Annotated in this window: 22 protein-coding genes and 1 tRNA gene; 11 read left to right on the top strand and 12 right to left on the bottom strand. The window is 40.7% G+C overall.

Features of this window, described 5'->3' with window-relative positions; translation table 11 throughout:
• Nucleotides 1-300: 300 nt before the first annotated feature.
• Nucleotides 301-376, top strand: a tRNA-Ala gene (locus tag BMZ78_RS00665).
• Nucleotides 377-454: 78 nt separating this feature from the next.
• Here BMZ78_RS00665 and BMZ78_RS00660 read toward each other — a convergent pair.
• Nucleotides 455-1126 carry a hypothetical protein gene (locus BMZ78_RS00660; protein ID WP_093227094.1) on the bottom strand — a complete coding sequence of 224 codons (672 nt, stop codon included), beginning with the start codon at nt 1124-1126 and terminating at the stop codon, nt 455-457.
• Nucleotides 1127-1213: 87 nt separating this feature from the next.
• Here BMZ78_RS00660 and BMZ78_RS00655 point away from each other — a divergent pair, with 87 nt between their 5' ends.
• The 4 genes from BMZ78_RS00655 to BMZ78_RS00645 all read left to right on the top strand — a co-directional run bounded on the left by BMZ78_RS00655 (nt 1214) and on the right by BMZ78_RS00645 (nt 3761).
• Nucleotides 1214-1573 (top strand): hypothetical protein, encoded by a 360-nt coding sequence (locus tag BMZ78_RS00655; protein WP_093227092.1) that lies wholly within the window; start codon nt 1214-1216, stop codon nt 1571-1573.
• A gap of 241 nt (nt 1574-1814) precedes the next feature.
• Complete coding sequence (locus BMZ78_RS00650; protein ID WP_093227090.1) at nt 1815-3077, top strand: sensor histidine kinase; 1263 nt, start codon at nt 1815-1817, stop codon at nt 3075-3077.
• Nucleotides 3055-3195 (top strand): hypothetical protein, encoded by a 141-nt coding sequence (locus tag BMZ78_RS18655; protein WP_175482219.1) that lies wholly within the window; start codon nt 3055-3057, stop codon nt 3193-3195. Before BMZ78_RS00650 ends, BMZ78_RS18655 begins: the two co-directional genes overlap by 23 nt.
• 95 nt (nt 3196-3290) lie before the next feature.
• Nucleotides 3291-3761 (top strand): PepSY-associated TM helix domain-containing protein, encoded by a 471-nt coding sequence (locus BMZ78_RS00645; protein ID WP_093227089.1) that lies wholly within the window; start codon nt 3291-3293, stop codon nt 3759-3761.
• Nucleotides 3762-3970: 209 nt separating this feature from the next.
• Here BMZ78_RS00645 and BMZ78_RS00640 read toward each other — a convergent pair whose 3' ends face one another.
• Nucleotides 3971-4831 (bottom strand): DUF421 domain-containing protein, encoded by an 861-nt coding sequence (locus BMZ78_RS00640; RefSeq protein ID WP_093227087.1) that lies wholly within the window; start codon nt 4829-4831, stop codon nt 3971-3973.
• Nucleotides 4832-4971: 140 nt separating this feature from the next.
• On the opposite strand from BMZ78_RS00640, the gene BMZ78_RS00635 reads away from it, so the two are divergent.
• Nucleotides 4972-5178 carry a DUF1657 domain-containing protein gene (locus BMZ78_RS00635; RefSeq protein ID WP_093227086.1) on the top strand — a complete coding sequence of 69 codons (207 nt, stop codon included), beginning with the start codon at nt 4972-4974 and terminating at the stop codon, nt 5176-5178.
• 364 nt (nt 5179-5542) lie between these two features.
• On the opposite strand, the gene BMZ78_RS00630 is transcribed toward BMZ78_RS00635, so the two are convergent.
• A complete protein-coding gene (locus BMZ78_RS00630) occupies nt 5543-5851 on the bottom strand; it encodes a DUF5052 family protein (protein ID WP_217644976.1) in 309 nt (102 codons plus the stop codon).
• A 316-nt stretch (nt 5852-6167) separates the two neighbouring features.
• Here BMZ78_RS00630 and BMZ78_RS00625 point away from each other — a divergent pair, with 316 nt between their 5' ends.
• Nucleotides 6168-7295, top strand: a complete 1128-nt coding sequence (locus tag BMZ78_RS00625) for a glycerate kinase (protein ID WP_093227084.1) — start codon at nt 6168-6170, stop codon at nt 7293-7295.
• Nucleotides 7296-7414: 119 nt separating this feature from the next.
• Nucleotides 7415-8236 carry an SDR family NAD(P)-dependent oxidoreductase gene (locus BMZ78_RS00620; RefSeq protein ID WP_093227083.1) on the top strand — a complete coding sequence of 274 codons (822 nt, stop codon included), beginning with the start codon at nt 7415-7417 and terminating at the stop codon, nt 8234-8236.
• Between the two features lie 270 nt (nt 8237-8506).
• Here the strand turns inward: BMZ78_RS00620 and BMZ78_RS00615 are convergent, their stop codons facing one another.
• Nucleotides 8507-8980 carry a DinB family protein gene (locus BMZ78_RS00615; RefSeq protein ID WP_175482218.1) on the bottom strand — a complete coding sequence of 158 codons (474 nt, stop codon included), beginning with the start codon at nt 8978-8980 and terminating at the stop codon, nt 8507-8509.
• 329 nt (nt 8981-9309) lie between these two features.
• On the opposite strand from BMZ78_RS00615, the gene fdhF reads away from it, so the two are divergent.
• Together fdhF and BMZ78_RS00605 are read left to right on the top strand one after the other, a co-directional pair.
• Nucleotides 9310-12318, top strand: a complete 3009-nt coding sequence (gene fdhF, locus BMZ78_RS00610; protein WP_093227080.1) for a formate dehydrogenase subunit alpha — start codon at nt 9310-9312, stop codon at nt 12316-12318.
• The gene (locus BMZ78_RS00605) at nt 12318-12806 is read left to right on the top strand and encodes a helical membrane plugin domain-containing protein (protein WP_093227078.1); all 489 of its coding nucleotides are present in this window, start codon (nt 12318-12320) and stop codon (nt 12804-12806) included. Before fdhF ends, BMZ78_RS00605 begins: the two co-directional genes overlap by 1 nt.
• Nucleotides 12807-12889: 83 nt before the next feature.
• On the opposite strand, the gene pyc is transcribed toward BMZ78_RS00605, so the two are convergent.
• The 6 genes from pyc to pgsB all read right to left on the bottom strand — a co-directional run bounded on the left by pyc (nt 12890) and on the right by pgsB (nt 21743).
• Nucleotides 12890-16336 (bottom strand): pyruvate carboxylase, encoded by a 3447-nt coding sequence (pyc, locus tag BMZ78_RS00600; protein WP_093227077.1) that lies wholly within the window; start codon nt 16334-16336, stop codon nt 12890-12892.
• 337 nt (nt 16337-16673) lie between these two features.
• Entirely contained in the window at nt 16674-17258 is a 585-nt protein-coding gene (locus BMZ78_RS00595; protein ID WP_093227075.1) for a hypothetical protein, read from the bottom strand.
• Nucleotides 17230-18861 (bottom strand): gamma-glutamyltransferase, encoded by a 1632-nt coding sequence (gene ggt, locus BMZ78_RS00590; protein WP_093227074.1) that lies wholly within the window; start codon nt 18859-18861, stop codon nt 17230-17232. Before ggt ends, BMZ78_RS00595 begins: the two co-directional genes overlap by 29 nt.
• A complete protein-coding gene (locus tag BMZ78_RS00585) occupies nt 18851-20032 on the bottom strand; it encodes a CapA family protein (RefSeq protein WP_093227072.1) in 1182 nt (393 codons plus the stop codon). The genes ggt and BMZ78_RS00585 overlap by 11 nt, the downstream gene beginning before the upstream one ends.
• A 16-nt stretch (nt 20033-20048) precedes the next feature.
• Complete coding sequence (gene pgsC / locus BMZ78_RS00580; RefSeq protein WP_093227070.1) at nt 20049-20516, bottom strand: poly-gamma-glutamate biosynthesis protein PgsC; 468 nt, start codon at nt 20514-20516, stop codon at nt 20049-20051.
• Between the two features lie 12 nt (nt 20517-20528).
• Nucleotides 20529-21743, bottom strand: a complete 1215-nt coding sequence (pgsB, locus tag BMZ78_RS00575; RefSeq protein WP_093227069.1) for a poly-gamma-glutamate synthase PgsB — start codon at nt 21741-21743, stop codon at nt 20529-20531.
• Between the two features lie 267 nt (nt 21744-22010).
• Between pgsB and murC the strand changes: the two genes are divergently transcribed.
• Nucleotides 22011-23345 (top strand): UDP-N-acetylmuramate--L-alanine ligase, encoded by a 1335-nt coding sequence (gene murC, locus BMZ78_RS00570; RefSeq protein ID WP_093227067.1) that lies wholly within the window; start codon nt 22011-22013, stop codon nt 23343-23345.
• 79 nt (nt 23346-23424) lie between these two features.
• Here the strand turns inward: murC and BMZ78_RS00565 are convergent, their stop codons facing one another.
• Both BMZ78_RS00565 and BMZ78_RS00560 read right to left on the bottom strand, forming a co-directional pair.
• On the bottom strand, nt 23425-24591 hold the full coding sequence (locus tag BMZ78_RS00565) for a polysaccharide deacetylase family protein (RefSeq protein ID WP_093227066.1): 1167 nt from the start codon (nt 24589-24591) through the stop codon (nt 23425-23427).
• Between the two features lie 510 nt (nt 24592-25101).
• Nucleotides 25102-26442: an APC family permease gene (locus BMZ78_RS00560; protein WP_093227064.1), complete on the bottom strand. Its 1341-nt coding sequence runs from the start codon at nt 26440-26442 to the stop codon at nt 25102-25104.
• Between the last annotated feature and the right edge of the window lie 137 nt (nt 26443-26579).

Here is a 26579-nt window from a genome sequence, read left to right as displayed (position 1 = left end):
ACTTAGTGATGGGTCAACGTGTTTAGAGGAGCCGTTTTTATCTACCTTTAAAGCTTTTTTTGCGTGATTATTCTGCGATTGGGCATGCTACCTTGATTTTCTTTTGGTTGTAAAGGCACTTTCCAGCATGCTCAATCGTGGGGGATCATGCGCATAACAATGTTTTTGTTGATCTTGAGTATCATTTAGAAGTACTTCATACAGTTCATTGGTTTAAGGATCATCTTTTTCTATTTAAAGCCAATTAGCCTCTTGACATTTGAAAAAGGTTTTTTTAAAATAAAGTTGTTAGTTATACATGGGGCATTAGCTCAGCTGGGAGAGCGCTACACTGGCAGTGTAGAGGTCGGCGGTTCGAGCCCGCTATGCTCCACCAAAGGAAAGCCGCGAAATCTCGCGGCTTTTTGCTGTTCTCAGGATTTGTAAATAGAGACACCCTGAAAGGTAGTTTGGTCTAGTGTGACTTTGTTTTGTTTTTATCATTGCCGCCAAGTGAAACATTATACTGCGTATTTAAAATATTTATTATCTTGTATTCCTGTGGAACTACATATATATGAGTAAGCTGATTTTTTTTTCCGGATAATTTTCCTTTTATTTTTTGTATTAAATAGTATGGTCCAGCTGTAATAATTGACCAAGCAAAGTAAAAAGCTACAGCATTAGCAAGGGCATTAAAAGAATGTAAAAAGCCTAAACTGGTAACTTTCGAAAAATAATATATCATTGTCCAATAAACACCTTGTGCGACAAACACTAGATAATATTCTCGATTGTAAATAAAATCTACTATCTTACAATACATAAGCGAAATTGTTCCGATGATTGCAATAATACCGCCAATGTAATGATAAGTATGATGTAACATAATTAATATACCTATTGGCAAACCAAACTTATATAGTTTTTCAGCTACGAAATATATTTTAGCGAGAGTGATTATCCAGGATGGATACGTTCCTTTTTCTGATACTGGCTGCCCGTGCTCTAATTTTACCTTATTAATTTCATCATAGTCATCTGGTTGTATGATGACATTCATATCTCCTTTTGCTACATTTCCTACATTCACTTGTCCGTAGTTGTCACCTTCAAATCGAACATTAGGGCGATTATTTTTTTTCAATAAGGCCACTCCTTTACATAGAATTTTCAAAGTATTTATTGTATTATTATAATATAGTTTTTTTCATTTAAGCAAGGAGTGATATGGATGAATAATGAAAAAAGACAAAATTCAGGCGGAGTTAATTTTGGTGGTGACAATTATGGTCAGGTTATATCTGGAGACAATGCAACAGGATATATGAATTCCACTCACTCTGAAGTTACAATAAATTTAAATAAAGGGTTAACCAAGCTTCAAAATGAAGTTAATGATTCTGATCTGCCTGCTGAAGAAAAGGATGGTTTATTAAATGATATTAGGTCATTGAAAAGAGATCTAAATTCAGGTCAAGCAAAAGAAAATGAGGGGAAGTTTCGTCAGTTTAGTGATCGACTTGATCAGTACAGAGGGATGCTTGCTTCTTCCCAGTTGGTGATCAGTTTAATTGACCTGTTTTTCAAGTGAGAAGTGAAATCAATTGGTGCTGACCCAAAAGATCACTTTAAGTGACCTTTTGGGTCAGCACTCTTCCTTATATTTAGACAAATAAAAAATCGCTCCTAATTACAAGTCAGAACGTTTTTCCAGTCATTTAATCAACATTTGAAGTTATTGTTAACCAGATACGAATCCGCAGATACTTTACGTGGGGATTTTACATAATCAGAAACATGAACTTCAATTACAGGTCAACCAGGAAAGAAGAATGCTCGAAGATTATTTAAAGGAAAACAACGGAATGATCCCTCCAGAGAGTCAGAAACAAGAGGCCATTACGGCTGGAGAGAATCAATTTTTTTATTATGTGGTCGATTCTAAAGGACAGCTTATTTTGGGAAACGAAATCAGCCCGCGACTGCGTCCGGACTTGCTTAATCTCATACAGGGATGGGTTCCGGCACATAAAGAAATTCGTCATGAGAGATTGCGGGCAGCCCGTCCTGCATGGGAGAGACACGATAAGAATAAGAAAATGGGTGGAAAGGAATCATTTCAACCATCAGAGGATATTGAAATTGATCTTATCATGACTGGCTGTCCCATTTTTTATAGAGACCAACTGATCGGGACCCTGTATATAGGAAAAGACATTTCATTTCTTTATCAATTGTTGAGGTGGCTTTTGGTAATACTGGTGGGATTGGCTGTTTTATTTTTTGGAGTTGCTCTGTTCATTGGTTATTTGATGTCGAAACGTGCTATGGTTCCCATTATTCAAGCTTTTACAAGGCAACGTGAATTTGTAGCGGATGCATCTCATGAGTTGCGCACTCCTTTAAGTGTCATGTTATCTTCTATTAATGCAATGGAAATGACGGAAAGTATAGAAGCGGATGATTTTTCCCGCAAGCTGCTGTCCAATATGAAAGATGAAGTAAAGCGCATGACCAAACTTGTTAGTGATTTATTGACATTGGCTCGCTCGGATTCCGGGACAATCGAAATATTGCACGAAACATTTGATTTTCGACCTCATGCGGAAAAGGTAATTCAAGCGGTTCAACCGCTTGCGGCGTCAAAACAGATCAATCTCCATTTACACGTTCCTGAAACGCTTGTTATACATGGAGATTCAGAAAAATTAACACAGCTATTGTATATTTTGCTGGATAATGCGATTAAATACACTCCGAACGGTGGAGAAGTCCATCTGTCCCTTTCTGTTGAAGCGAGCGAACATCGTTCAATGTTATGTGTAGTGGTGCAAGACACGGGAATTGGCATAAAGCCTGAAGATTATGATCGTATATTTGACCGTTTTTATCGGGCGGATAAATCACGGTCCCGGCAAATGGGCGGACATGGGTTGGGATTGGCGATTGCCAAGTGGATTGTGGAAGCTCATCAGGGAACCATTCATGTTTCCAGTGAATTGGGAAAAGGAAGCACTTTTACGATCAGAATTCCCTTCTCTGTTACACAAAAAAGAAGGTGTAAGGTTAGTGATGAAAACCTTGCGTCAGGGTGAGATGACAAAGCTGGAGGAATCGGTATCTTTCGTAGTAGCGAGGGAAATCGAGGTCGTTACGGAGAAAGAAGCGGATTCCGGAGCAAGAACGGATACTTTTGTCAACAAGTTCGCATAAGGTTATTAGAATATCTTGCGTTTATTTTTCATCATATTTTCACCATTCTCCTTTAAACTCAAATCTTGTTCAAGAGTGTACAAGGAGGATCAAGTATGAAAAAGATGAGACAAGCGCATTTATGGATCGGATTGGTTACATCTGCTTTTTTGCTTATGGAAGCCGTTACAGGGTTGTTATTGACTGAACCGTGGCTAATGGGGCAGCAGCCGAAGAGTCGGCCCATGAGTATGCAAGAGCAAGGGCAACCTTCAGAAGGGAAGGCTGAACAGACGCAACCTCCAACAGGCAATCTTAAACAAGGAGAAAAGTCAATAGATACGGACTCTAAACAGAAAGAGTTCGGGTCAATGAAAGGTTTCCCAAAAGGAGAGGGTGAAAACTCATTAATGGGAATCGTTAAAGGCCTCCATGAAGGGCGATTAGGGGATATGGACATTAAGTGGATCATTGATATTGCCGCTATTAGCATGATTTTCTTGACATTATCAGGTGTATATTTATCTGTGAAATTATTGCGAGCGCAAAGGAAAAGCCGAAAGCTGAAGGAATCAGAAGCACATTAAAAACGGAATCTTGAGATCTTCTATGCACAGAAAATAAGCTACTTGATTTTTCTCAGTAGCTTCAGACTGTTGACAAACCCGGTTTTCCTTTTCCAGTTGAACGACTTCTTGCTCGTATTTAAGCAACGGGAGTGAAACGGAAAAGGAAAACCGGCATATAACGGAAACTTTGTCGACAAGCTGAAGCTACTAATTTTTCTCAGTAGCTTTTAGCGGATGAGGAGAGGTTTCACATCTTCAATCACTTTTTGCAGTTGTCTGGAGCATTGTTCGTACATCGCTTTGGCGTCTGAATGGTTGGTTGACAAGCCAAACATTTCCATATCTGCTTCACATTTTTTCAGCGTGGCAAGTAATGAGGCTTTTTCTTGTGGTTGTGGAACCTGTATCTGATCATCATACAGATCTACATATAACTGACCATAGGAATCAACTTGTCCGAGAAAAACATTCTCTGAGGTTACACCGATTTTCTCCAATTCCGTCTTTAACCAGTCACGATTCAAACCCAGTTTTGTGAGTGGTTCATCCAGAATTTTACCATCCATGATGACAGCTTGAGGTTCTTCCTCTGGACCTACTTTGATTCCCAGATGTTTGGGTGTAAGTGGTTGATTTTCTTTCTTTAAAAGGACATTAATATCGCCACTCGGCTCTATCATGGCAAACTCTACATCAGATACGAGAAAAACATTCTTTTTCCGTAGCTGTTCGAGTAGTTCATCGGTCGTCAGGCGTTCTTTTTTCAGATTTTCTTCCAAAATCTTCCCGTGTTTGATCAATACGGTTTCTTTGCCATCAATAAGGGTTCTCAATCTTTTGCTTTTTAACTGAATCATCTCCATTCCAAAAGCGATGGCTACCCATACTGCCAAAGAAACAACTCCTAAATACCACTTTTGCTGCAATTCCAGGGAAGTATAGGCAACGATACTGCCGATGGAAATCCCGGTAATGTATTCAAAAAAGGAAAGTTGAGAAACCTGTCTTTTCCCTAAGAACTTTGTTGCGATGAATAGACTAGTAACCGCTATGAATGTTCTTAGAATAATTTGTAACCAATCCGGCATGAAGACTCCCTCCACAGAGGTTTTATGATATAGATTTGAAAAGGAAACAGGTAAATATACATGGATGAAATCTGTATTTATTTCCTATGTCGAGGAAAAATTAAGCTTTATACAACTGTCAAAAGAAAGGAGATCGTTACATGACTGTCGGATCTGACGTGAAAACCTGTCTTGCCAATTTAAAAAGTGCTCAAGCCAGTCTTGAACAATTTGCATTAAGCACACAAAACCAACAGGCGAAACAACTATTCACGAGCGCTGCCCAAACCACACAGCAAGTGATTCAACAAGTGGAAAGTCGTATCAAGCAGTTAGAAAGTGAAGAACCGCAGTATAAAGGGTTTTGAAAGAAAAATCTCCCTCTACAAAATGAGGGAGAATAAGATCATTCTGTATATAAATGGTAATCATTATGACTCTTCAGGGAATCAATCCAATATGTTTGTACAGATCCTCAAGGGAAAAAATGGAGTGCCTGTAGGAGAATGAAAATCATGGAAAAAGAGATACAAGACATCCAATCCCTTTGTACAAGAAATTTGGATAGAAGTCGGCAATTATTTTTAAACTTATGGAAGAAATACGAAAAAACATGGTAGAGTTTAATAGAGAAAGTAGTGTACAATTATCAAATAGAACCATGATGATAACCTAAAATCCAGTACGAATACAAGCATGTTGCGCAAAGTATTGTCTCTCTATCAAATCTGCTTACTTTTCTTCAGCAATCACTGTAGCATTGTAGATAATGATCCGTTTTCCATTCACTTCAAACTTCACTTTTCCTCCATCCGTTGGCTCTATATCAATTCTTCCTTCATAGGTTTTGATTGGCTTTCCATTTTGGTCGTATACGGTTACAATCCGATTGAGACCACCATACCAATTGGATTGAGAGTCCTTCAGATCCCGTTCTTGTTCAGCTGTAGGGGGTGGAGGCGGAGTGCAAGCACCAAGTAATAAGATGATCGCTATTATACATAAAAGAATCCCTTTTCTCACACGGTCCAACCCTTTCATTGTATTTTCCCAATCAATCATGATTTGTAAATGATTGATATTTTATTTAATTAATATAATTCGATAAATAATAAATAATTTCCTTTTTGTTTATGTGCGATTTTCATTTGTTTTGGTAACCGAATCACAATATAATACTCCTCTCCCTCAATTGGAGAGGGGTATTTTTGCGAAAAGGAAAGGGATTTTTCTTCATGTATAAGAAAAGATATTCGATTTTATAGCGAAGGAATATTTTTTAAAGTCTTTGCTCAATCAATGGGTTCAGAAGAAATGTCTATGACAAGGAAACATTTCAGAAAAAAGAGGGGTTGTTATGCGAATTGTGATAGCGCCTGATTCATATAAGGGAAGTTTGTCGGCCAAGGAAGTAGGGATTACGGTGATGAAAGCTTTTTCCAGTGTGATGAGTGATGCCACGATTTCCGTTGTTCCGATGGCAGACGGTGGAGAAGGAACTGTCGATGCACTTGTTTATGCAACGAACGGAAAAATAAAGCCAATGAAGGTTTTGGGGCCTCTATTGGATCCAGTGGACAGTTATTTTGGAGTCCTTGGGGATGAACAGACAGCTGTTGTTGAAGTAGCAAATATAGCGGGACTGACGATGGTTCCCAAGGAGAAAAGAAATCCGCTTCAAACGTCGACCTATGGACTCGGACAAATGATGCAGATGATATTGGAGCAAGGGTATCGTCGCATCATTATCGGTTTGGGAGGGAGTGCGACGAATGATGGGGGTCTGGGAATGCTACAAGCGCTAGGCGCAAGGTTTTACAATCAGGAGGGAGAGCCAGTTCGACCGATTGGAGCTGAACTTGCTGAGATTAAGACGGTTGATTTTGGATCATTGGATCCAAGATTGAAAGAGTGTGAATTGTTGGTTGCATGTGATGTAACGAATCCGCTATGTGGAGAAAAGGGTGCATCTTATGTGTTTGGCATGCAAAAGGGTGCCACGCCAAAACAGGTGGAATTACTGGATCAATGGTTGCAACAGTATGCACATCTGGTTGAAACCAATGTCGGAAAATCGTTCCAACATCATCCGGGAGCGGGGGCAGCTGGAGGACTTGGTTTTGCTTTATTGCTCCTGGGAGCCAGGATTCAATCGGGTGCCCAAATGGTGGCACAAGCGACGGGTTTGGAAGAAAAAATACGACAAGCCGATTGGGTGATTACAGGGGAAGGAAAGACCGATTTTCAAACGTACTATGGGAAATTACCCATGTATGTGGCAAGTCTGGCTAAAAAGCATGGGGTGAAAGCTCTTTTATTGTCTGGTAGCGTTGACTCTGGATGTGATCAATTATATGAGTATTTTGTCAGCCTGCATTCGATTATGCGCCGGCCGATGCCGCTGGAACAGGCAATGGATGAAGTGAAGGAATTGTTGTTTGATTCGGCCAGAAATTTGGCCAGATTGATCGCACTCACTGTTTGAAATGAAACATGGTTCTTTTGATAAAGTCTAAGGAATTGAGCCATATGAAAATGTGATATCTCTTGTTACGATATAGGTATAAGGAAACTCGATCAAATCTGAAAACAAGAGGGTATCAGATGACAAAACCGATTGCTTTTATTACCGGGACATCAAGTGGTATCGGCCTTGCAGCCTCGATTGAACTGGCAAAAGCAGGATATCATGTGATCGCCACAATGAGGGATTTACAAAAAAAAGGCCATCTTCTCCAGCAGGCAAAAGAGGCCAATGTGCTTGAGAACATTGAAATCCATTCATTAGATGTTACGAAACCGGAAGAGGTAAATGCGGTTGCCAAATGGGTTTGGGAGAAGCATGGACGGCTTGATCTATTGGTTAACAATGCAGGTATAGCGATTACAGGGGCCGCAGAAGAAATTCCCCTGATTGATTGGAAGAAACAGCTGGAGACCAATTTTTTTGGTGTGGTTTCGGTGACTCAGGCTTTTTTGCCAATGTTGCGTCAGCAAAAGCGGGGATTGATTGTGAATATTAGTAGTGGAGCTGCATTTTTAGGTTCATCCTATACGGCTCCGTATACAGCTTCCAAATATGCTGTAGAAGGGTTTAGCGAATCACTCCGATTTGAGTTGTCTCCTTTTGGCATTCATGTGGTTTTGGTAGAACCGGGTTTTTATCAAACCAATATCTTGCAAAAAAAGTCCCGTGTTTCACCGTCTTCACCTTACGCTATCGATGCACAGAGAGTTCAGTCCTTTGTGGACCGTTTTGCCAATCACGCAAAAGACCCTCAAATTGTGGCCAGGAAAATTGTAGCGATTGCGAAGAAAAAGTCTCCGCGGATGCGTTACATATGTGGTGGAGATGCCAGATGGCTTTATTTTATCAAGCGTTTTGTGCCTTTTCGTTTGATTGAGTGGTTTTTTCATAAAATATAGGTCCATATATCGAATATGATTTTGGCGCGAATACTTTTTTGATGTTCAGTGTCATATTATTCTCAGCAAGTTGTCGCCTACACCTGTAAAACAAGAGAATGACCATTAGGGTCTAAGACCGCTCTACAAACCCGGTTTTCCTTTTCCAGTTGAATGCCTTCTTGCTCGTTTTTTTTGAGAAGGAGTGAAACGGAAAAGAAAAACCGGCATATAACGGATTTTTTGTCAACAAACTGAGAATGGCCCTTAACCAGGGCCATTCTCTTGTTTTTATTGCCTTTTTACAAATAACGGTAATTCTTTTACCCCAACCAAGCGCAAGTATACATAAAGTTGCCCTTTATGATGGATTTCGTGTTCGTTCATGATTCGCAAGATGGATTTTCCAGGCAGATGTGTACCAAATAATTGTGTCATATCAACAGGGGTTTCCAGTTTTTCGTCGGAAAATTCAGTGATGGTTTTCTTGGTTTCCTCCGTTATTTCTTCAGCTAATTTTTTCAAATCTGATACAGTCTGTACTTCGGGAGGATTGGAAGAAGCAGGAGGCACGATCTTGCCTGCTTTGACTGCTTTAGCAAACATGTTAGCAGAAAAAAGTATATGGGTGACCAATTGTTGTAGGGTCATGGCATTTTCCCAAGGTTTGTAGTTCAGATGCTGATCCTCTAACAAATCCAATACTTCAAGCAACACAAGGCGATGGCGTAACCAGGCTTTTAACACGTTTTCCGCTTTGCTCATTGTTTCCCTCCTGATCATTAGGGTGTTTCCATATGTTAAATTCTTGTCTCTTCACATCTATTATAAGCGATCTTGTCATGGCGAAGTATAGAAATGATAAGTGGAATCATTAAAAATGGATTAGGATGAATTCACAAAAAGTTCTATATTTCCATTTTAAATAGATTGCTTTATAATTAATTTATAATCAAAGAATGAAGATCGTTGATGTTTGGCTAATGCCTGTTGGTCATTCATCACGGCTTCTTATAAATATGGCGGGATTGGTTACGGGTATGGACCATGCCTGGTAATTAACCCACCATAAAACAAACTTGGGTCAACCATTGATGAGCCACAAGTTGTTTTATGGTGGGTTTTATTCTATAAAGGAGGGGCTTCTGGTGAAAAGAAAGATTCAATTTCAAATCAATGGGGTAACTCATGAGGCAGAAGAAGGCACTCGTATTCTCGATTATCTTCTCGATCAAGGGATCGAGCATCCTCATATCTGCTATTCACCGAATTTGGGACCCATTCAGACCTGTGATACCTGTATGTGCGAGATTGATGGAAAGATCATGCGGGCCTGTTCTACTTATTTGCAAGATGGGATGAATATTTTGACTTCCTCAGAACGGGCCAAAAGTGCGCAGATGGAAGCGATGGATCGGATTCTTGAAAATCATCTGCTGTATTGTACGGTTTGTGATAACAACAACGGAAACTGTCGGGTTCACAATATGGTCAAACTGTTAGAAGTGGAGCACCAGACACGGCCTTTCCGTGAAAAAGGTTATGAAGTGGATATGTCTCATCCGTTTTATCGATATGATCCCAATCAGTGCATTTTGTGTGGGCGTTGTGTGGAGGTTTGCCAGGATGTACAGGTCAACGAAACATTGACCATTGATTGGGAAAGAGAGATTCCGAGAGTCATCTGGGATAATGATAAACTGATTAATGAATCTTCCTGTGTTTCTTGTGGACAGTGTGTGACGGTATGTCCATGTAATGCGCTCATGGAAAAATCCATGCTGGGCGAAGCAGGTTTTATGACAGGAATGGATGAGGGCTTGCTTAAGCCCATGATTCAATTAGTCAAAGAAGTAGAGCCTGGATATAGTAGCATTTTGGCCATTTCAGAAGTGGAAGCTGCGATGCGGGAACAGGTGATTAAGAAAACGAAAACGGTTTGTACTTTCTGTGGAGTTGGATGTACGTTTGAAGTGTGGACAAAAGATCGCAAAATATTGAAAATTGAACCCACAGAACAAGCGCCAGTGAATAGTATTTCTACCTGTGTCAAGGGGAAATTTGGTTGGGACTTTGTGAATAGTGATCAGCGCCTGACGACACCTTTGATTCGCAAAGGCGACGAGTTTGTCCCAGCCACCTGGGATGAAGCGCTTTCGCTTATAGCTGAAAAAATGGGCGAGATTAAACGGAAATATGGTGGAGATGCTTTGGGATTTATCAGTTCATCGAAAACCTCCAACGAAGAGGCTTATTTAATGCAAAAGCTGGCACGTCAAGTATTTGAAACCAACAATGTGGACAACTGTTCCCGCTATTGCCAGTCTCCTGCAACAGATGGGCTGATTTCCACGGTGGGATATGGTGGCGATTCGGGAACGATTCTAGATATCGCAAAAGCAGGTCTGGTCATCATCATAGGGGCGAATCCGGCAGAATCACACCCAGTGCTTGCTACCAGAGTGAAACGGGCCAAAAAGCTGTTTGGTCAAAAACTCATTGTATCTGATCTGCGTAAGAATGAAATGGCCGAGCGTGCAGACCTGTATCTGCATCCGAAACAAGGTACGGATTTCGTCTGGATCACTGCAGTCGCCAAATATATCATTGATCAGGGATGGCATGATGAAGCGTTTATCAGGGAGCGTGTCAATCAGTTTGATGAATACTTGAAGCTCCTGCAGAAATATACATTGGAATATGCCGAAGAAGTAACAGGTATTCCGAAGGAACAATTGATAGAAACAGCAAAGATGATTCATGAAGCGGATGGCACTTGTGTGCTGTGGGGGATGGGGGTTACCCAGAATATTGGAGGTTCTCATACCTCAGCAGCAATCGCCAACCTGTTACTGATCACAGGTAACTTTGGCCGCCCAGGAGCTGGTGCTTTCCCATTGCGTGGACATAACAATGTGCAAGGCACTTGTGACATGGGAGCGCTTCCACAATGGCTGCCAGGTTACCAGCATGTGAGTGATGATATGGCACGCCAGCGGTTTGAAAAAGCGTATGGAGTAAAAATTTCGAATCAACCCGGACTTACTAGCACTCAAATGTTAAAGGCGATTGAAAAAGGAGAACTGAAGGCAATTTACCTGGTAGGGGAAGATATGGCCTGGGTAGATTCGAACTCCAATCATGTGCAGGAATTACTCAGCAAATTGGATTTCTTTGTAGTTCAGGACGTGTTCTTTACCACAACAGCCCAGTTTGCAGATGTGATTTTACCTGCTGCTCCATCTTTGGAAAAAGAAGGAACATTCACCAATACAGAACGACGGATTCAACGTTTTTACCAGGCACTGGAGCCGATGGGCGAGTCCAAGCCCGATTGGTGGATTATCCAACAGGTTGCAAAATATCTGGGAGCAGATTGGAACTATCAGCATCCAGGAGAGATCATGGATGAGATTGCAAGTTTATGCCCTGTTTTTGCAGGAGTGTCATATGAACGGCTAGAGGGTTGGAATAGTCTGGTATGGCCTGTACAACCGGATGGTACTGATGAGCCGCTTCTATATACCAAGCGCTTTAATTTGCCGGATGGAAAAGCACGTCTTTCACTTGTTGAATTTGTTCCACCTGTTGAATATCCACAGGAATTTGATCTGGTTGTGAATAACGGCCGTATTCTGGAACACTTCCATGAAGGAAACCTGACGTATAAGTCCAAAGGCATCAAGTATAAAGTTCCTGAAGTCTTTGTCGAGATTTCGCCTGAATTGGCTTGTGAGCGCAATGTAAAAGATGGTTCATTGGTACGCCTCATTTCACCTTATGGTGCGATTAAGCTGCGTGCGGTGGTAACCAACCGTGTTCAAGGAAAGGAATTGTTTGTACCGATGAATTCCGCAAGCCATGAGAATGCCATTAATGTGTTGACTGGGAATGCAGTCGATGTCCGGACACAAACGCCTGCCTATAAACAAACCAGAGTTCGGATGGAAGTATTGGAAGTGGAAGGGAAAAATCCGCTTCCCAAATACAATCCGCGATATGCCAAGCGTAACCCGCAGATGGGAGTGCAAGTGGAACGGAAATGGGCGCGGAACGATTATGAGCCGATTGCTGATGTCAATGTAACTGGGGGTGCAAAATAATGGCTCAGCCGATTTCTAAAATGGCGAAACCGGTTTTGAATGAAGAAGAACAACAGAAGCAGTCTTTGGAAAAAGTACTGCAAGATGTAGCCAAACATGCAGATGGGATAAGAGATACACTAAAATTGCTCCAGGAGCTTCATGAAAGTGGCATTTTAGAGGCACTCCATGCTCTGGTGGAAGCCAGAGAAAAGGTGGCCAAGATCGCGGTAGGGCAAATGCTTCGTCCACCGGTTACCCATGCGATTAATAATTTGATGGCAGTAGCTGGTGTACTGGCGGAACTGGATCCGAAATCGACAGAAACAATCGCGGGAAGTGTCGCCAAGGGGCTTAAAAAGGCAGAAGAAAGTGTAAAAACGGATACGAAGGTAGGTCTTTTTGATTTGATAAAAGCGCTGAAAGATCCAGATATCAATCGAGCCATTGTCTTTGGGCTTCACCTTTTAAAAGGAATGGGTGAAGGGTTGAAACAAGAGGAGAAATAGGAATCATAATATGAATGAAAGCCACCCGTCCTGGGTGGCTTTGTTATATAGAAGGTAGAACAAAATTGGAAGAGCAGGTATGGTTATTCCATTTCGATCAGCAAGTCACCTGCTTCAATCATGTCACCTGTTTTGACGAGAATGGATTTGATGACCCCATCAGCTGGAGCTTGTACAGTCGTTTCCATTTTCATGGCCTCACTGATTAATAGATGCTCACCTTTGCTTACTTTTTCGCCTTCTTTGACGAGTACCTTTAATACTTTGCCTGGCATGAACGCACTGATATGATTTGGATTTTGTGGATCCGCTTTGATGCGTTTCATTTCACTGACTTGGGCTGAATGATCGCGAATACGAATTTCCCGTGGTTGGCCGTTCAATTCAAAGTAAACGATCCGGGTTCCATCTGGGAGCAGATCTCCTACACCAGCTAGCTTGATAATAAGCGTTTTTCCTTTTTCAATGCTAACGGCAGTTTCTTCACCTGGGCGAAGTCCATAGAAGAAAGTCGGCGTATCGAGTACAGACAGGTCACCGTATTCTTTTTTGCTTTTTTCAAAATCCAGGAATACCTGTGGATACATAATGTAAGAAAGTACATCCAGATCGCTTGGTGTTCTGCCGATTTTTGCTTCCAGTTCTTTTTTAACTTCTGCAAAATCGATCGGTTCAAGACGTTCACCGGGACGGTCGGTGAAACACTCCCGGCCTTTTACGATAATCTCCTGCAGACGTTTCGGGAAGCCCCCTGGTGGTTGACCCAGATATCCCTGAAAGAACTGTACAACCGAATCTGGGAAATCGAGACGTTCTCCTTTTTCATAAATGCTGTGTTCATCCAGGTTGTTTTGTACCATGAATAGAGCCATATCCCCAACGACTTTGGATGATGGTGTGACCTTGACAATATCACCAAACAGTTTGTTTACCGTTGCGTACATCGCTTTTACTTCGTCCCAACGGCCGCCCAGACCTACGGCTTTTGCCTGTTGTTCCAGATTGGTATATTGACCACCAGGCATTTCGTGGATATATACCTCTGTGTTGCTTGATTTCATTTCGCTTTCAAAACCTTGGTAATAGGTACGCACATCATGCCAGTAGTCGGCCAATTTGTTGTAGTTTTCCAAATTTAGACCCGTATCACGTTCTGTACGTTCGAGTGCAGCAATCAGCGCATTCAAGCTGGGTTGAGAAGTAAGACCGGACATCGAGCTCACACATGCATCCACAATGTCGACACCAGCTTCAATTGCTTTCAGGAGCATAGCTCCACCGTTACCTGAGGTATCATGAGTATGCAAATGGATTGGAATCCCAATTTCCTGCTTCAAGGCGCGTACCAATTCATATGCTGCATACGGTTTGAGAAGTCCGGCCATGTCCTTGATACCCAGGATTTGCGCACCGGCTTTTTCCAGTTCTTTTGCCAGATCGATATAGTATTTGAGTGTGTATTTGGTTCGGGATGGATCGAGAATATCTCCTGTATAGCAGATCGCCGCTTCAGCTATTTTTCCTGTTTCTCTGACCGCTTCAATGGCAAGTTGCATGCCTGGCAACCAGTTGAGGCTGTCAAAAATACGGAAGACATCGATGCCATTCTCCGCAGATGCTTTTACAAACTCACGGATGACATTGTCTGGGTAATTGGTATATCCGACGGCATTTGCGCCACGGAGTAGCATTTGGAACAAGATGTTTGGAATTTTTTCTCTGAGTAATTGCAGACGCTCCCAAGGTGATTCCTTGAGGAATCGCATGCTCGTATCAAACGTTGCCCCGCCCCACATTTCGATGGAGAATAATTCAGGCGCCAATTTGCTTGTCGCTTCCGCAATCGCTACCAAATCATAGGTGCGCACACGGGTAGCCAATAGAGACTGATGAGCATCCCGGAAAGTTGTATCCGTGATCAATACTTTCTTTTGTTCTTGAATCCAACGAACCAATCCGCCTGCACCTTCACGGTCAAGGATCTGTTTGGTTCCGCTTGGATACGGTTGGGATACAGATGTTTTTGGAATGCGTGGCGGTTCAAAGTGCGGTTTTTTCTCTACCTTTGGCAAGTTTTCATACCCGTTTACAATGATATGACCGATATAATTTAACAGTTTCGTGCCACGATCCCGGCGTGGTTTAAATTTAAAGAGTTCTGGCTTGGTATCAATAAATGAAGTGTCATAATTTCCTGATAAAAAGTCGGGGTGAGTAACGACATTTTCCAAGAACAATAAGTTAGTCTTTACGCCACGAATCCGAAACTCCCTAAGGGTGCGAAGCATTTTTTGGGCTGCCTGTTCAAAGGTAACGCCGTATGTGGAAATTTTAACAAGCAGAGAGTCGTAATAAGGTGTAATGGTTGCACCCGTATAAGCATTTCCAGCATCTAAACGAACACCAAAACCTCCACCTGAACGATAGGCAAGCAAGCGGCCTGTATCTGGCATGAATCCATTTTCCGGGTCTTCTGTCGTTACACGGCACTGAATGGCATAACCGGTTGTTTGAATATTTTCTTGGGCAGGAATTGCAATTTCTGGATCATTCAACGCATAACCTTCAGCAATGCGAATTTGGGTTTGGACAATATCGATTCCTGTGATTAGCTCGGTAATGGTATGTTCAACTTGAATTCGGGGATTTACTTCAATGAAATAGAATTTTTGGTCAGGAGTTACCAGGAATTCTACGGTTCCTGCGTTCGTATAGCCGACCGATTTCATTAATTTGAGAGCTGCTGCACATATTTCCTCACGCAAATCTTTGCTTAAGGAAAGGCTGGGGGCTACCTCGACTACTTTTTGATGACGACGCTGAATGGAGCAGTCACGTTCATACAGGTGGACGATATTTCCATGTTGGTCCCCGATAATTTGCACTTCAATGTGCTTCGGTTTCTCTAAATATCTCTCCAAATAAACTTTGGCATTGCCAAAAGCAGAACGTGCTTCTGATTGTGCGCGTTCAATCGCTTCCTGCAATTCGTCTTCACTGCGCACAATCCTCATACCCCGGCCGCCACCGCCAGAAACTCCTTTGATGATAATCGGATATCCAAATTCTTTGGCAAATTGAATGGCATCTTCAACAGATTCGATGGGTTCTTCTGTTCCAGGGATCACAGGGATTCCTGCATTTACAGCCATGTTACGCGCTTCGACTTTGTCACCAAACTTATGAATCAGGTCGGGAGAAGGGCCGATGAAAATAATGCCTTCTTCCTCACAACGTTTAGCGAATTCTGCATTTTCAGCTAAAAATCCATACCCGGGATGAATGGCATCGACCTGATTCCTTTTGGCTACTTCGATAATACTTTCAATATCTAAATAGGCTTCAATCGGTCCTTTTCCAGCTCCAACCAGATAGGATTCATCTGCCTTGAATCGATGGAGAGAAAAGTTATCCTGTTCAGAATAAATGGCAATGGTACGAATTCCCAATTCTGTTGCAGCACGAAAGATACGGATCGCGATCTCGCCACGATTGGCTACTAGCAGTCGTCTGATTTTTCTACGTTCCAAATAACATTCCTCCTAGTACTTATTTTTCAGGGATATGCGGTAGACCACGTCTGAGTGGTTAAGAAAAATGATTCTGAACATACTTGTTTTACTTAAAGAAATACTCTAGACGAATAATATAATATTTCATTTTATTATACACTAAAAAGAGTATTCGTAGTATCTATGAAGTCGATATTGCCGATAAGTGGAAAGAGAGAAGGAATGAAGTCAAGGTTTTTATTTTTATTTCTACCTCTATTATAAATTATGATAACACATTTAATCCATTCGAAAAAAATAGGAAATCATTTTTATAAGAAAATGATTTCCTAAAACAAGAAGAAGGGACTTGTGATTATTTTTTTGGAGAGGATGGTTCTTTCTTGACTAACATTTTCATTCCTTTTTCTTTCATCAATTGAATGGTTTTGGGATTTCCCCATTGTTTCTCACCTTGGAGAATCGCATCTGTAAATACGAGCGAAGAGAGATCGTCCAAAATATCATGAGAAGGACGTGAACCATAATCTTTTTTCGCTTCAGCCAGATCTTCTTTCAGAGCCTTGAAGAAATCAGCATATTCTGGTTTGTTATATTCGGGTTTATTGATAATGCTTTCGATCGTTGCAAACTCTTGATCAACGTTATCAATTTTATATCCCCATTGTGGCCCCCAAATGAGGTAGTTGGCATATTGGTGCAATCGGTCCATTGACTTGCTAATTGTTTTAAAGTCCTCTTCAGTGAATATTCCTTTGTTATTGTTTAACGCTCCTTTAATGACCTGTTGTTGATAGGTTTCAATTGCTTTTAACTCTTGGGGATCCAATGTTTGCACCTGGCGGAATTGTGTCATGAACAACATTAAGGCCAACACGATTACAAATGGGCTGACAAAACCCATAATCCTTTTAGCTTTCCGAGACTTTAAAATCTCCATGGCGACGTAAGTCAGCTCCTCCATCGATCGTATTTTTATCCCAATCAATTTTGATCCCTTGAACACTACCATAGAAGGATGGATTATTCTTTCTCACTTCCACTTGATATCCCATTCGGATGAGTTTGGCTTTTTCTGTGTCAGGGATGTTTTCTTCTAAAATAACATTATTCTTTTCAACAATAAACCGGGTACCATCGATGGCTTTTTGCAATGGCTGATTGAAATCAATGATGCGAATAAGTATTTCGGTCAACACAGGGGTAATATTGCGTCCTCCGGCACTTCCGATCGCAATAATGGGTTTATTATCTTTGGCCAGGATGGTTGGAGCAGTATAACTGATGGGTTTTTTGCCTGGCGCTGGTTTATTTGGGCTGTTTTTTGATTCACTGAAATTGGCTAGCTGGTTATTCAGGAAAAAGCCATCCACATAAATGCCTGAACCGAAAAAGTTGCTCAAAGTGTTAGTTGTGGATACCACATTTCCTTCTTTATCGATGACGACAAAATGGGTAGTATTGTCATGATTTTCTTTGTCGGCGATGGTATCAACCACTTCTTTATATCCTGTAGAGATTTTGTCTCGCTGAATATCTGTGGCCAATTTTTTGATGTAACTGGCTGAAGTGATATCTTCTGTAGGAACTTTGGTAAATTTGGGATCCCCTATATTTTCTCTTTTGGAAGCTGTAACACGTTTATTGACTTCGGCTAGAAGATGGATAAATTCAGCAGACAGGTCTTTTTCCGATTGGGCTTTAATCTGATCTGCCATCACCAGTGACTGATATAACATGACGCCTCCACTCGGGGGCGCAGTAGAAATCATCTCATAGTCCCTATATTTTTTGATGAGAGGCTTTTTTTCTTCGGGTTGATATTTTTGCAAGTCACTCACTTGTAATCCTTTGGATTGTAGAGCGATTTTTTCTGCCAAAGGACCGCTATAGAATGCTTGGGAACCTTTGTCCCGAATCTGTTTAAGCGTATTGGCCAGATCTTTTTGTACCACCAGTTTTCGTGGTTCAATCGGCTTTCCACCTGGATAGAGATGGGGAATCGATCTCCAATCGATCCGATATTGGGCAAATTTCAAGCGATTATGTAGCTCATCACTTGCCGCTACCCCTTTTTCCGCTAAATCAATCGATGGTTGAATCAGTTTGTCCATCGGTAATTTGCCGAATTTTTTATGAGCCATTTCCATTCCTTTGACAAAGCCAGGTACGCCTACATTGGTAGTTGGTATTGTACCCGTGAATGGGGCTGTTTCCCGATAGTCAAATACGACAGGGTCTTTGCCTTTGGGATAAACGAGCATGGTTCCGCCACCGCCAATTCCCGATCCAAAGGGTTCAACCACTCCCAAGGCATAGGAAATGGCAATGGCAGCATCGACTGCCGTTCCTCCTTGCTCCAGTATTTGCATGCCGACTCGGGAAGCTTCCGGGTGGGCAGTAGATACAGCATATTTCTGTTCTTTGGCGAGTAGTTTGTTGAAATAGCCACCCGGTTCAGACTGTTGTTTGTAAATGTAAACGCCAATCATTCCGATTACAATGATGATCGAGAGAATGATATTTAAGCGTTTATGAGGCATTTTTCTGTCCTCCAACTTTAAGCTTGATGTGTTTCAGATCACGAACGAGTTTGTCTCCTTCTCGTTTCCAAACTTGGTCCCACTTAGAAGTATACATGGTTTCTTCTGTTAGTTGGTTAAAAATCTTTTCTCTGCGATAGGCACTTGTCCATCCTGTCACCGGACGTGGCTGACCTTCTCGGATATACATCGGGTGAAGTTCCAAACGAACTGTTCCATCTTTTCGGATTTTGTATTGAGCCAAAACAGATTCTCGTGTACGAGACCATCCTTGGTCAAAGATAAAGTTACCTAAACTATAGAAGATAACACCGTTTTTGTAAACTTCTATAGGTTCCAATACATGAGGATGATGCCCTACCACAATATCTGCTCCTGCATCAATCAATGCCCGTCCAATTGCCTGCTGTCTGGGATGGTAACCACTATCATATTCAACACCCCAATGGCAATGCACAATGACTAAATCAGCGCTACTTTTTGCTTTGGCGACCAATGGGATAAATACTTTTGGATCAGCTGAACCAACACCAGGCCGATTTTTTAGTGCAGCTCCTCCTTTGGGAATGGTATCCGAGATGCCGATGGTTGCAATACGAACACCGTTGACTTCCTTGATGGAAATTTTTCTGGCATCTTTCGCATCACGCCCTGCACCGACTGCATCAATCCCGGCTCGCGAAAATGAAAGCAGTGTTTCTTGCAATCCTTCATTTCCATAATCAGTCATATGGTTATTTGCCAAATTGACTGTTGAAAAGTTTGCTTTTTTAAGTGCTTCCGTCACTTTTTCCCGGGTGAATAAGTGGATTGATTTATCCTTTTTTTGGTATTTCTCTGGATCCTTCAATAAAATGGGATGCTCAAAGTTTCCTGTTACATAATCAGAAGCTTTGAAATATGGAGCGACATAATGAAAGAAATAGTCATACCCTTTGTTTGGGACAATGATGTCATCGATATATCGCCCAAACATCATGTCACCCACCATGGTCAACGTTAATTGATCCTGTGGATCTTTGTTTACAGATGGTGGAGAATCCGGGCTGGTTAAAAGTGAGTAAGCAGGAATAAAAATGAGCAAACATACAGTTGCAATACTCGTATGCAAAAAGGTTTTCTTTTTTTGTCTCTTAATATATCGCTGCATTCGCTGTTTCCAGGTTAACATCTGTCATTTCCCTTCCCTAAAACAGATGATAGACAAACATAATCAAAAAGGTAGAACCGCTAAGTAATAACGTGCTTCCTACAGTTGGAACCAATCCTTGTCTTTGCATCGTATTGGCGATCAGCCCAGGTACGATAATCCCGATCCCTCTGAATTCCGCTGTTTCAAATGGCAGAAAAGGTAAAGGAAAAGTATAGGCAATAATTAAATCAAATACCAATTTTAAAGCTATTCCCGTTGTTAACATGGCAGCAAATTTTCTTCGGCCGTAGAGAATCGTAAATTTGGCAACAACTTTGGTAACAATGAAATATGTAAGAAACGAGATTAAAAAGACAAGCGCAATAAAAATTGGCTGGTCAAAAACCAGGCCCATATAACCAGGAACAACTAATCCTGCAGGCATAACACCCGTTTTTTCAGCATAAAGAAGACTTAATACGACACCAATAATCAATGAGATATATAAGTCGGATCCAAACAATGCTCCTTCCTCCTAAACAATATGTTTTGAACGTTGTTGTCGTTTCTTGATTTCTTTTACTCTTTTGTTGGTTTCTTCAAAAATGTGACAGAGTGGTTCAGCGGCACCGTGAATATTACCAACACCATAGATCATTTTTCCAGCCATACGCTTTTTGATTTCCTGGAAAATAACACGAGTGGGTTGATCTTCTAAATCCAGCAACTCGTTGCATTCAATTTTTCCAGCTTTGTAAGCTTCCACGATCGGAGCAGTCGTCGTACCGATTAGTACCAAAGTATCAATCTGCATATGTGGCAGTACATCGTGGGCAAATTGTTCTGTCCGATCCACACGGTCAGGACGACAGTTCATGATAACAATGGGATCCTCTGTTGGATAGCCTAACATCTTTACACGTTCCCAGATATTTAGTGTAGATGCGGCATCATTTGCTGCAAATCCATTCACAAAATAAGGAGGATGATCGGAAGTATCCAGTGCTAAGATCCGCATGGCACCAGGATCTGGATGAGCGTTTAACATACCGCGAAAGGCTGTTTCCTCATCGATTCCGAGTGCTTCTGCTACAGCAAGTGCGAGGGAAGCATTTTCTGGGAAGATCATGTAGTCAAATTGTCGGAGAAATTCTTCTGAAATTCGAGAGTTGTCTGCGACGATGACTTGAGTGTTCCGCTTTCTGGCTAAACGCTTGTAATAATAGACAAAGGGGCTATTATTGACGATCAGATAACCATTTCGAGGAATTGTTGCTGACAGAGCTTCAGCGACTTCTTTCAGTGTTGGTCCCATCACGTCCATATGGTCTTCTAACACGTTTACGATTACGCCGACATTGGCCTGTAACATTTCTTCTTGGAAAACGATCTGATAGTCAGGATTCACTGCCATGCATTCACTAACCAAACACTCTGCTTTTAAGCGGGCAGCTTCAGCAACGACCATTTTTTGCTCACGGATATTTGGCCCTTCCAATCGACGTTTGATCGGCTTTTCTTCATCTGTGTTCCAATAGATCATGCGGGCAGCGGTACCTGTGGTTTTTCCTACTGTACGGTATCCAGCTTCGACCATGATTCCTGTGATTAAGCGGGTAACCGTGGATTTCCCACGGATACCATTGACATTGATCCGAATGGGAATTGAATCAATATTTTTTTGATGCTTTATTTTTTCTATAATTCCAACTATTAGAAGACCAATTAAAAACAAGGGGATAAGCCACATGATACTTAACTCCTTTAATGTGTACTTGTTCGTAACTTTTCTAACAAACTATAATTTTCTACAAGTTTAAACACAGAATAAGGCCACCAAACCATTCGATAATGATTATAAATCATTCATTTTCAAGAAAAAACATATATGGGTTTGAAATTTTTGTTAATAATGTTCCAAGAGTAAGATCATAAATTATCATATAATTATGAATATAACACAATAAAGCAAAGTGTATATAATGCTAATAAATTTGAATCGGCCGGAGGGAACAAAATGGCAAAATATCATTTGATTGGAATCAAGGGAGCTGGGATGAGTGCATTGGCACAAGTATTACATGAGATGGGTTATGAAGTAAGAGGATCAGATCAATCGACCCATTTTTTTACACAGAAACCACTTGAAGCTTTAGGGATCGAAATACTGCCATTTGATCGGAATAATATACAGAAAGAATATATTGTGATCGCATCGAATGCTTATCAAGATGACCATGAGGAAGTAAGAGAAGCACTACATAAACAAGTTGAATTTTACAGGTATCATGAATTTTTGGGACGTCTAATCGAACCGTTTACCAGTATTTCCGTTACAGGGACGCATGGAAAAACTTCGACATCTGGATTGTTGGCACATGTACTTGGTTCGATTACTCCAACTGCTTATATTGTTGGGGATGGTACAGGTCGGGGTGGTAAAAATTACAAATATTTCGTGTTGGAGAGTTGCGAATATCGGCGACATTTCTTATCTTACTTTCCGGACTATGCAGTGATTACGAATATCAATTTTGATCATCCTGATTATTTCTCTGGAATCGATCATGTAAAGGATGCCTTTCAACAAATGGTCCTTCAAGTGAAAAAGGCTGTAGTTGCTTGTGGAGATGATCCGCATACTCCCTTTTTAACGGCAAGCTGTCCCATTCTTTACTATGGCTTTCAGGAACATAACCAATTGATCATAAAGAATTTGAAGAGAGATCAAATGGGGACGGTTTTTGAGCTGTATTACCAAGGAAATACGCTTGGATTTTTTCGGATTCCTATGTATGGAACGCATCATGTCTTAAATTCTGTAGCTGTTATTGGGATTTGCGTGTTAGAGGATATGGATTTGTCACATGTACGACGACTTTTGCCCACTTTTCAAGGTGTTAGAAGAAGGTTTGCGGAAAATAGGTGGGGAACCAATATTATCATCGATGACTATGCACATCATCCGAGAGAAGTTCAAGCAACGATGGAAGCTGCTCGCAATAAATATCCCGATAAGAAATTGGTAGCTATTTTCCAACCGCATACCTATTCAAGGTTAAAGCACTTTTTGGATGGTTTTGCCGAAGTGCTACAAGAAGCCGATGATATTTATTTATGTGATATATTTGGATCGGCAAGAGAAAGTGAAGGAGATATTTCGATTCGAGATTTACTTCATAAACTGCCGATTGCCAAATATTTAACACGTGATAATATTACTTGTTTGAAAGAGTATGATTCGTCCATTTTACTTTTTATGGGAGCGGGGGATATCCAGAAATATCAGGAGTGGCTAATAGCGGAGAAGATGCAAGAAATAAAAAATGTTGATTATCAGCAGAAAAAGTGATGACTCCCCATTAAGAAACTTTGTTCGTTTTTCATAAAAATGAAAGCTGTTGACTTGGAGATCAACAGCTTTGGCTTTGTTAGTATCCAGGATTGGCAGGCCTGTTTTTCGTGTCCAAGATGGATTTGGCATCATAAAGGTCCGTAAATAGATGGGCTTGTTTTCGTAATCCGATTCCATCTGCATGACGACGATCAATAAATAGCATTTTTCCATGATATTCTTCATATGTTTGCGATCCAACAGGTTGGAAGATCCGAAAGCCCATTTTGTAAAGATGTTCAATACGAGGATCACCTGCTGGAATAGATGCTCCAAATGGATATACGTAAATTTTGGTTGGACCAACGAGCGATTCAACTTCCTTTTTCCATTTAGTACTATCATCAATCAGTTTTTCGAGAGTGATTTTGCTATGATCCCGATGATGGTAACTGTGGGAAGCAAAATTCCATCCCGTTTCTTTCAAACGCTTGATAATCGGTTTGACTGCTTCTCGCTCTTTTTGATATTGTGGATTATCTAAATCGAATTGTCTGGTTGCAGGATTATATTTTTTAACATTTGTACGATAGCCTAAAATCCCTTCATAACCGGTTAAATTAATGGTTCCTTTGGCTCCATTGAGTGAGAAATCGGGGTGTTTTTTCACAAAGTCATCTAAAATGGGTACGATTTCATTGTTTTTAGAAATTACTTTCCGGCCTTGTTCATCGACGGATAAAGTTGCGATCTCGCCATTTTTATCTAAAACCAGTTTACTGACCGTTCCATAATCGATGTGATTTTCCTGGTAGTAATTCAGATCATCAATTGAAATAATAATCGGTTTTTTTCCTTTGGGAACCATTAGTTTTTTTCGTTCGATTACTTTTTCGCCATTTTTTTCAATTTCACCGTATACATCGTTAATATTGACCAAGATAAAGTTTCTTTTGTAAAGCGAGTCAAGAATACGGTGAAATTCAGGGATCGTCACAAACCATTTGTCCATCTCTTTGGATTGAAAATCGCCACGAAATGCCTTTTTCGGATAAGCGATCAATGGGTGAAAGAAGAGATGTTCCACAGGACCATTGTAGGGTGCCAGGTTTTTATGTTTGTAAGGCTGATAACCTGTTTTTTTGGCGGGAGGTTTAGCAATTGTAGAAGCAGATGGATTCGGTGTGAATTGCAAATAGATCGCCAGACTTGCCACAACGCCTATGATTAGCAAAGCTATAAAGAGATAGAATTTTTTGGACATGCAATCACCTTTAATCTGTTATTAAATCTACGATAAAGCTTTGTCTACTTATAGGATATCATCTAATGCAATTATTTCATATTAATTTTTAATAAAATAAATTTTTTTACTATAAAACTCATGATCAATTTCATGATGAATCCAACAAATTGACGATAAAACATGTAAATAAGCGAAGATTGCTAGCATGGTTCTATGTGTTTAAAATGCCACATATACAGTGTCTCGTTTATTTGCATGAGTTGATGGTAAATCAGTGGATTATTGTATAATTACATAAAACATTCTACTTACTAAATAAATCTTTGTATACAATCCTATATAAAATGTTTAAATAATGTAACATTTATATTGAAATGGCGTTTCATTTCCTGACTTGGCTATATAAGGGAATAATACAGGTAGAGTAAGGCTGTTGACAAACCGGCATATAAAGGAAAAAGTTGGTAGAAACAGTTATTGAAAAAAATTGGCACTGAACATTTATTTGGTCAGTGCCATTTCGGTCTTTTAAGAACTCGCTTTTGCTAACTGTTTTGTTCGGCGTTGTATCCATGCATATACAGGAATGCCAAGTAAAATGATTCCCAATGCGATCCAGGTACCAGTAGGATCATGAATAATTGTGCTAATCACCACGAAGAGTGAGCCCAAGATGGCTACGATCGGAGTAATGGGATAAAGCGGAACACGATAGGATGGAGTTTGTGCTTGATTTCGTTTTCGTAAAAGAATCACAGCAATAAATGCTTGAATGTAAAAGAGGAAAACGGCAAAAATCGAGATTTCAGATAACCAATCTGGATTACTGATACACATATATAAAATGGCGAGTGCAATTTGAAAAGCGATCGCAATGATAGGTGTGCCAAATCTTGGATGTACACGAGCTAGCCAACGAGAGCCAGGCAATTGATTTCGGACTGCCATTGCATAAGGAATACGTGGAAAGCTTAATATTTTTCCATTTAAACCACCAAAAATGGAAACAATGATGCCAATACTTAACAGTTTTCCACCTATTTCTCCAAATAGAATACCAGATGCAGTGCTTGCTGCATTTTCCCCCAATGTTTGGATTTTAATAGCAGGTAATACTTTCAATAAAGCCAGATTGACAGATAAATAGGCTATCATAACAATGATCAATCCAGTGAAAATGGCTCGCGGTAATACTTTGGAAGGATTTTTCATTTCGCCCGCCACAGATGCAGCGGCAATCCATCCATCATAGGCAAACAGAGTAGCTAACATCGCTGCACCTAAATTCCATTCTGTTTCCATTCCTGATGGGCTAAAGAAAATCTGGCTATTTCCTTTCCACAGCCCAAACACAGCGATCAACAGGATGGGTAGCAGTTTTGTGGCAGTTGTGATGACCTGGATGACACCACCATACTTTACCCCTAAACTGTTAATTATCGCTAGGAATAGTACTGCACTTAAACCAATCCACAACCCCCAAGACGGATCGAGGAAAAAGAAGTGGGCAACCAATGATCCGAAATATAAACCCATGGCCCCAATGAGTGCAGGTTGATAGACGATACTTTGCATCCAACCACTTAAATATCCCCAAAGCTTACCATATGTTTCTTCCAAATAAACATAGAGCCCGCCCGTTTTAGGAATTTGTGCACTTAATTCAGCGATCGTAAGCCCTGCAGCTAGAGTAAGGATACCACCTAATAGCCAAGCCAGTAGGGCCAAGTTGGTATTTCCACCCACATATCCTAAAACAGTTCCTGGTTTGACAAATACCCCGGATCCGATCACTACACCAATAACTAGCGAGAGTGTCGGCCAAAAGCCCAGATCCCTTTTTAATTGGTTTTCTGATATTTTTTTCATAAAAAATCACCTGTATTTATAAAATAAATTCTTCACGATTATAACATTATTACTTTAATAAGGTAAATAACTAAACTATTACCATATTAAAAATGGATGAATTAAAACAAACCATTGTTCACAGGTAGGATGTTGAA

It is taken from the genome of Thermoflavimicrobium dichotomicum (assembly GCF_900114055.1).
Lineage (GTDB): Bacteria > Bacillota > Bacilli > Thermoactinomycetales > Thermoactinomycetaceae > Thermoflavimicrobium > Thermoflavimicrobium dichotomicum.
The sequence above is the reverse complement of the archived record's forward strand: the minus strand, read 5'-3'. Positions and strand labels throughout refer to the sequence as shown.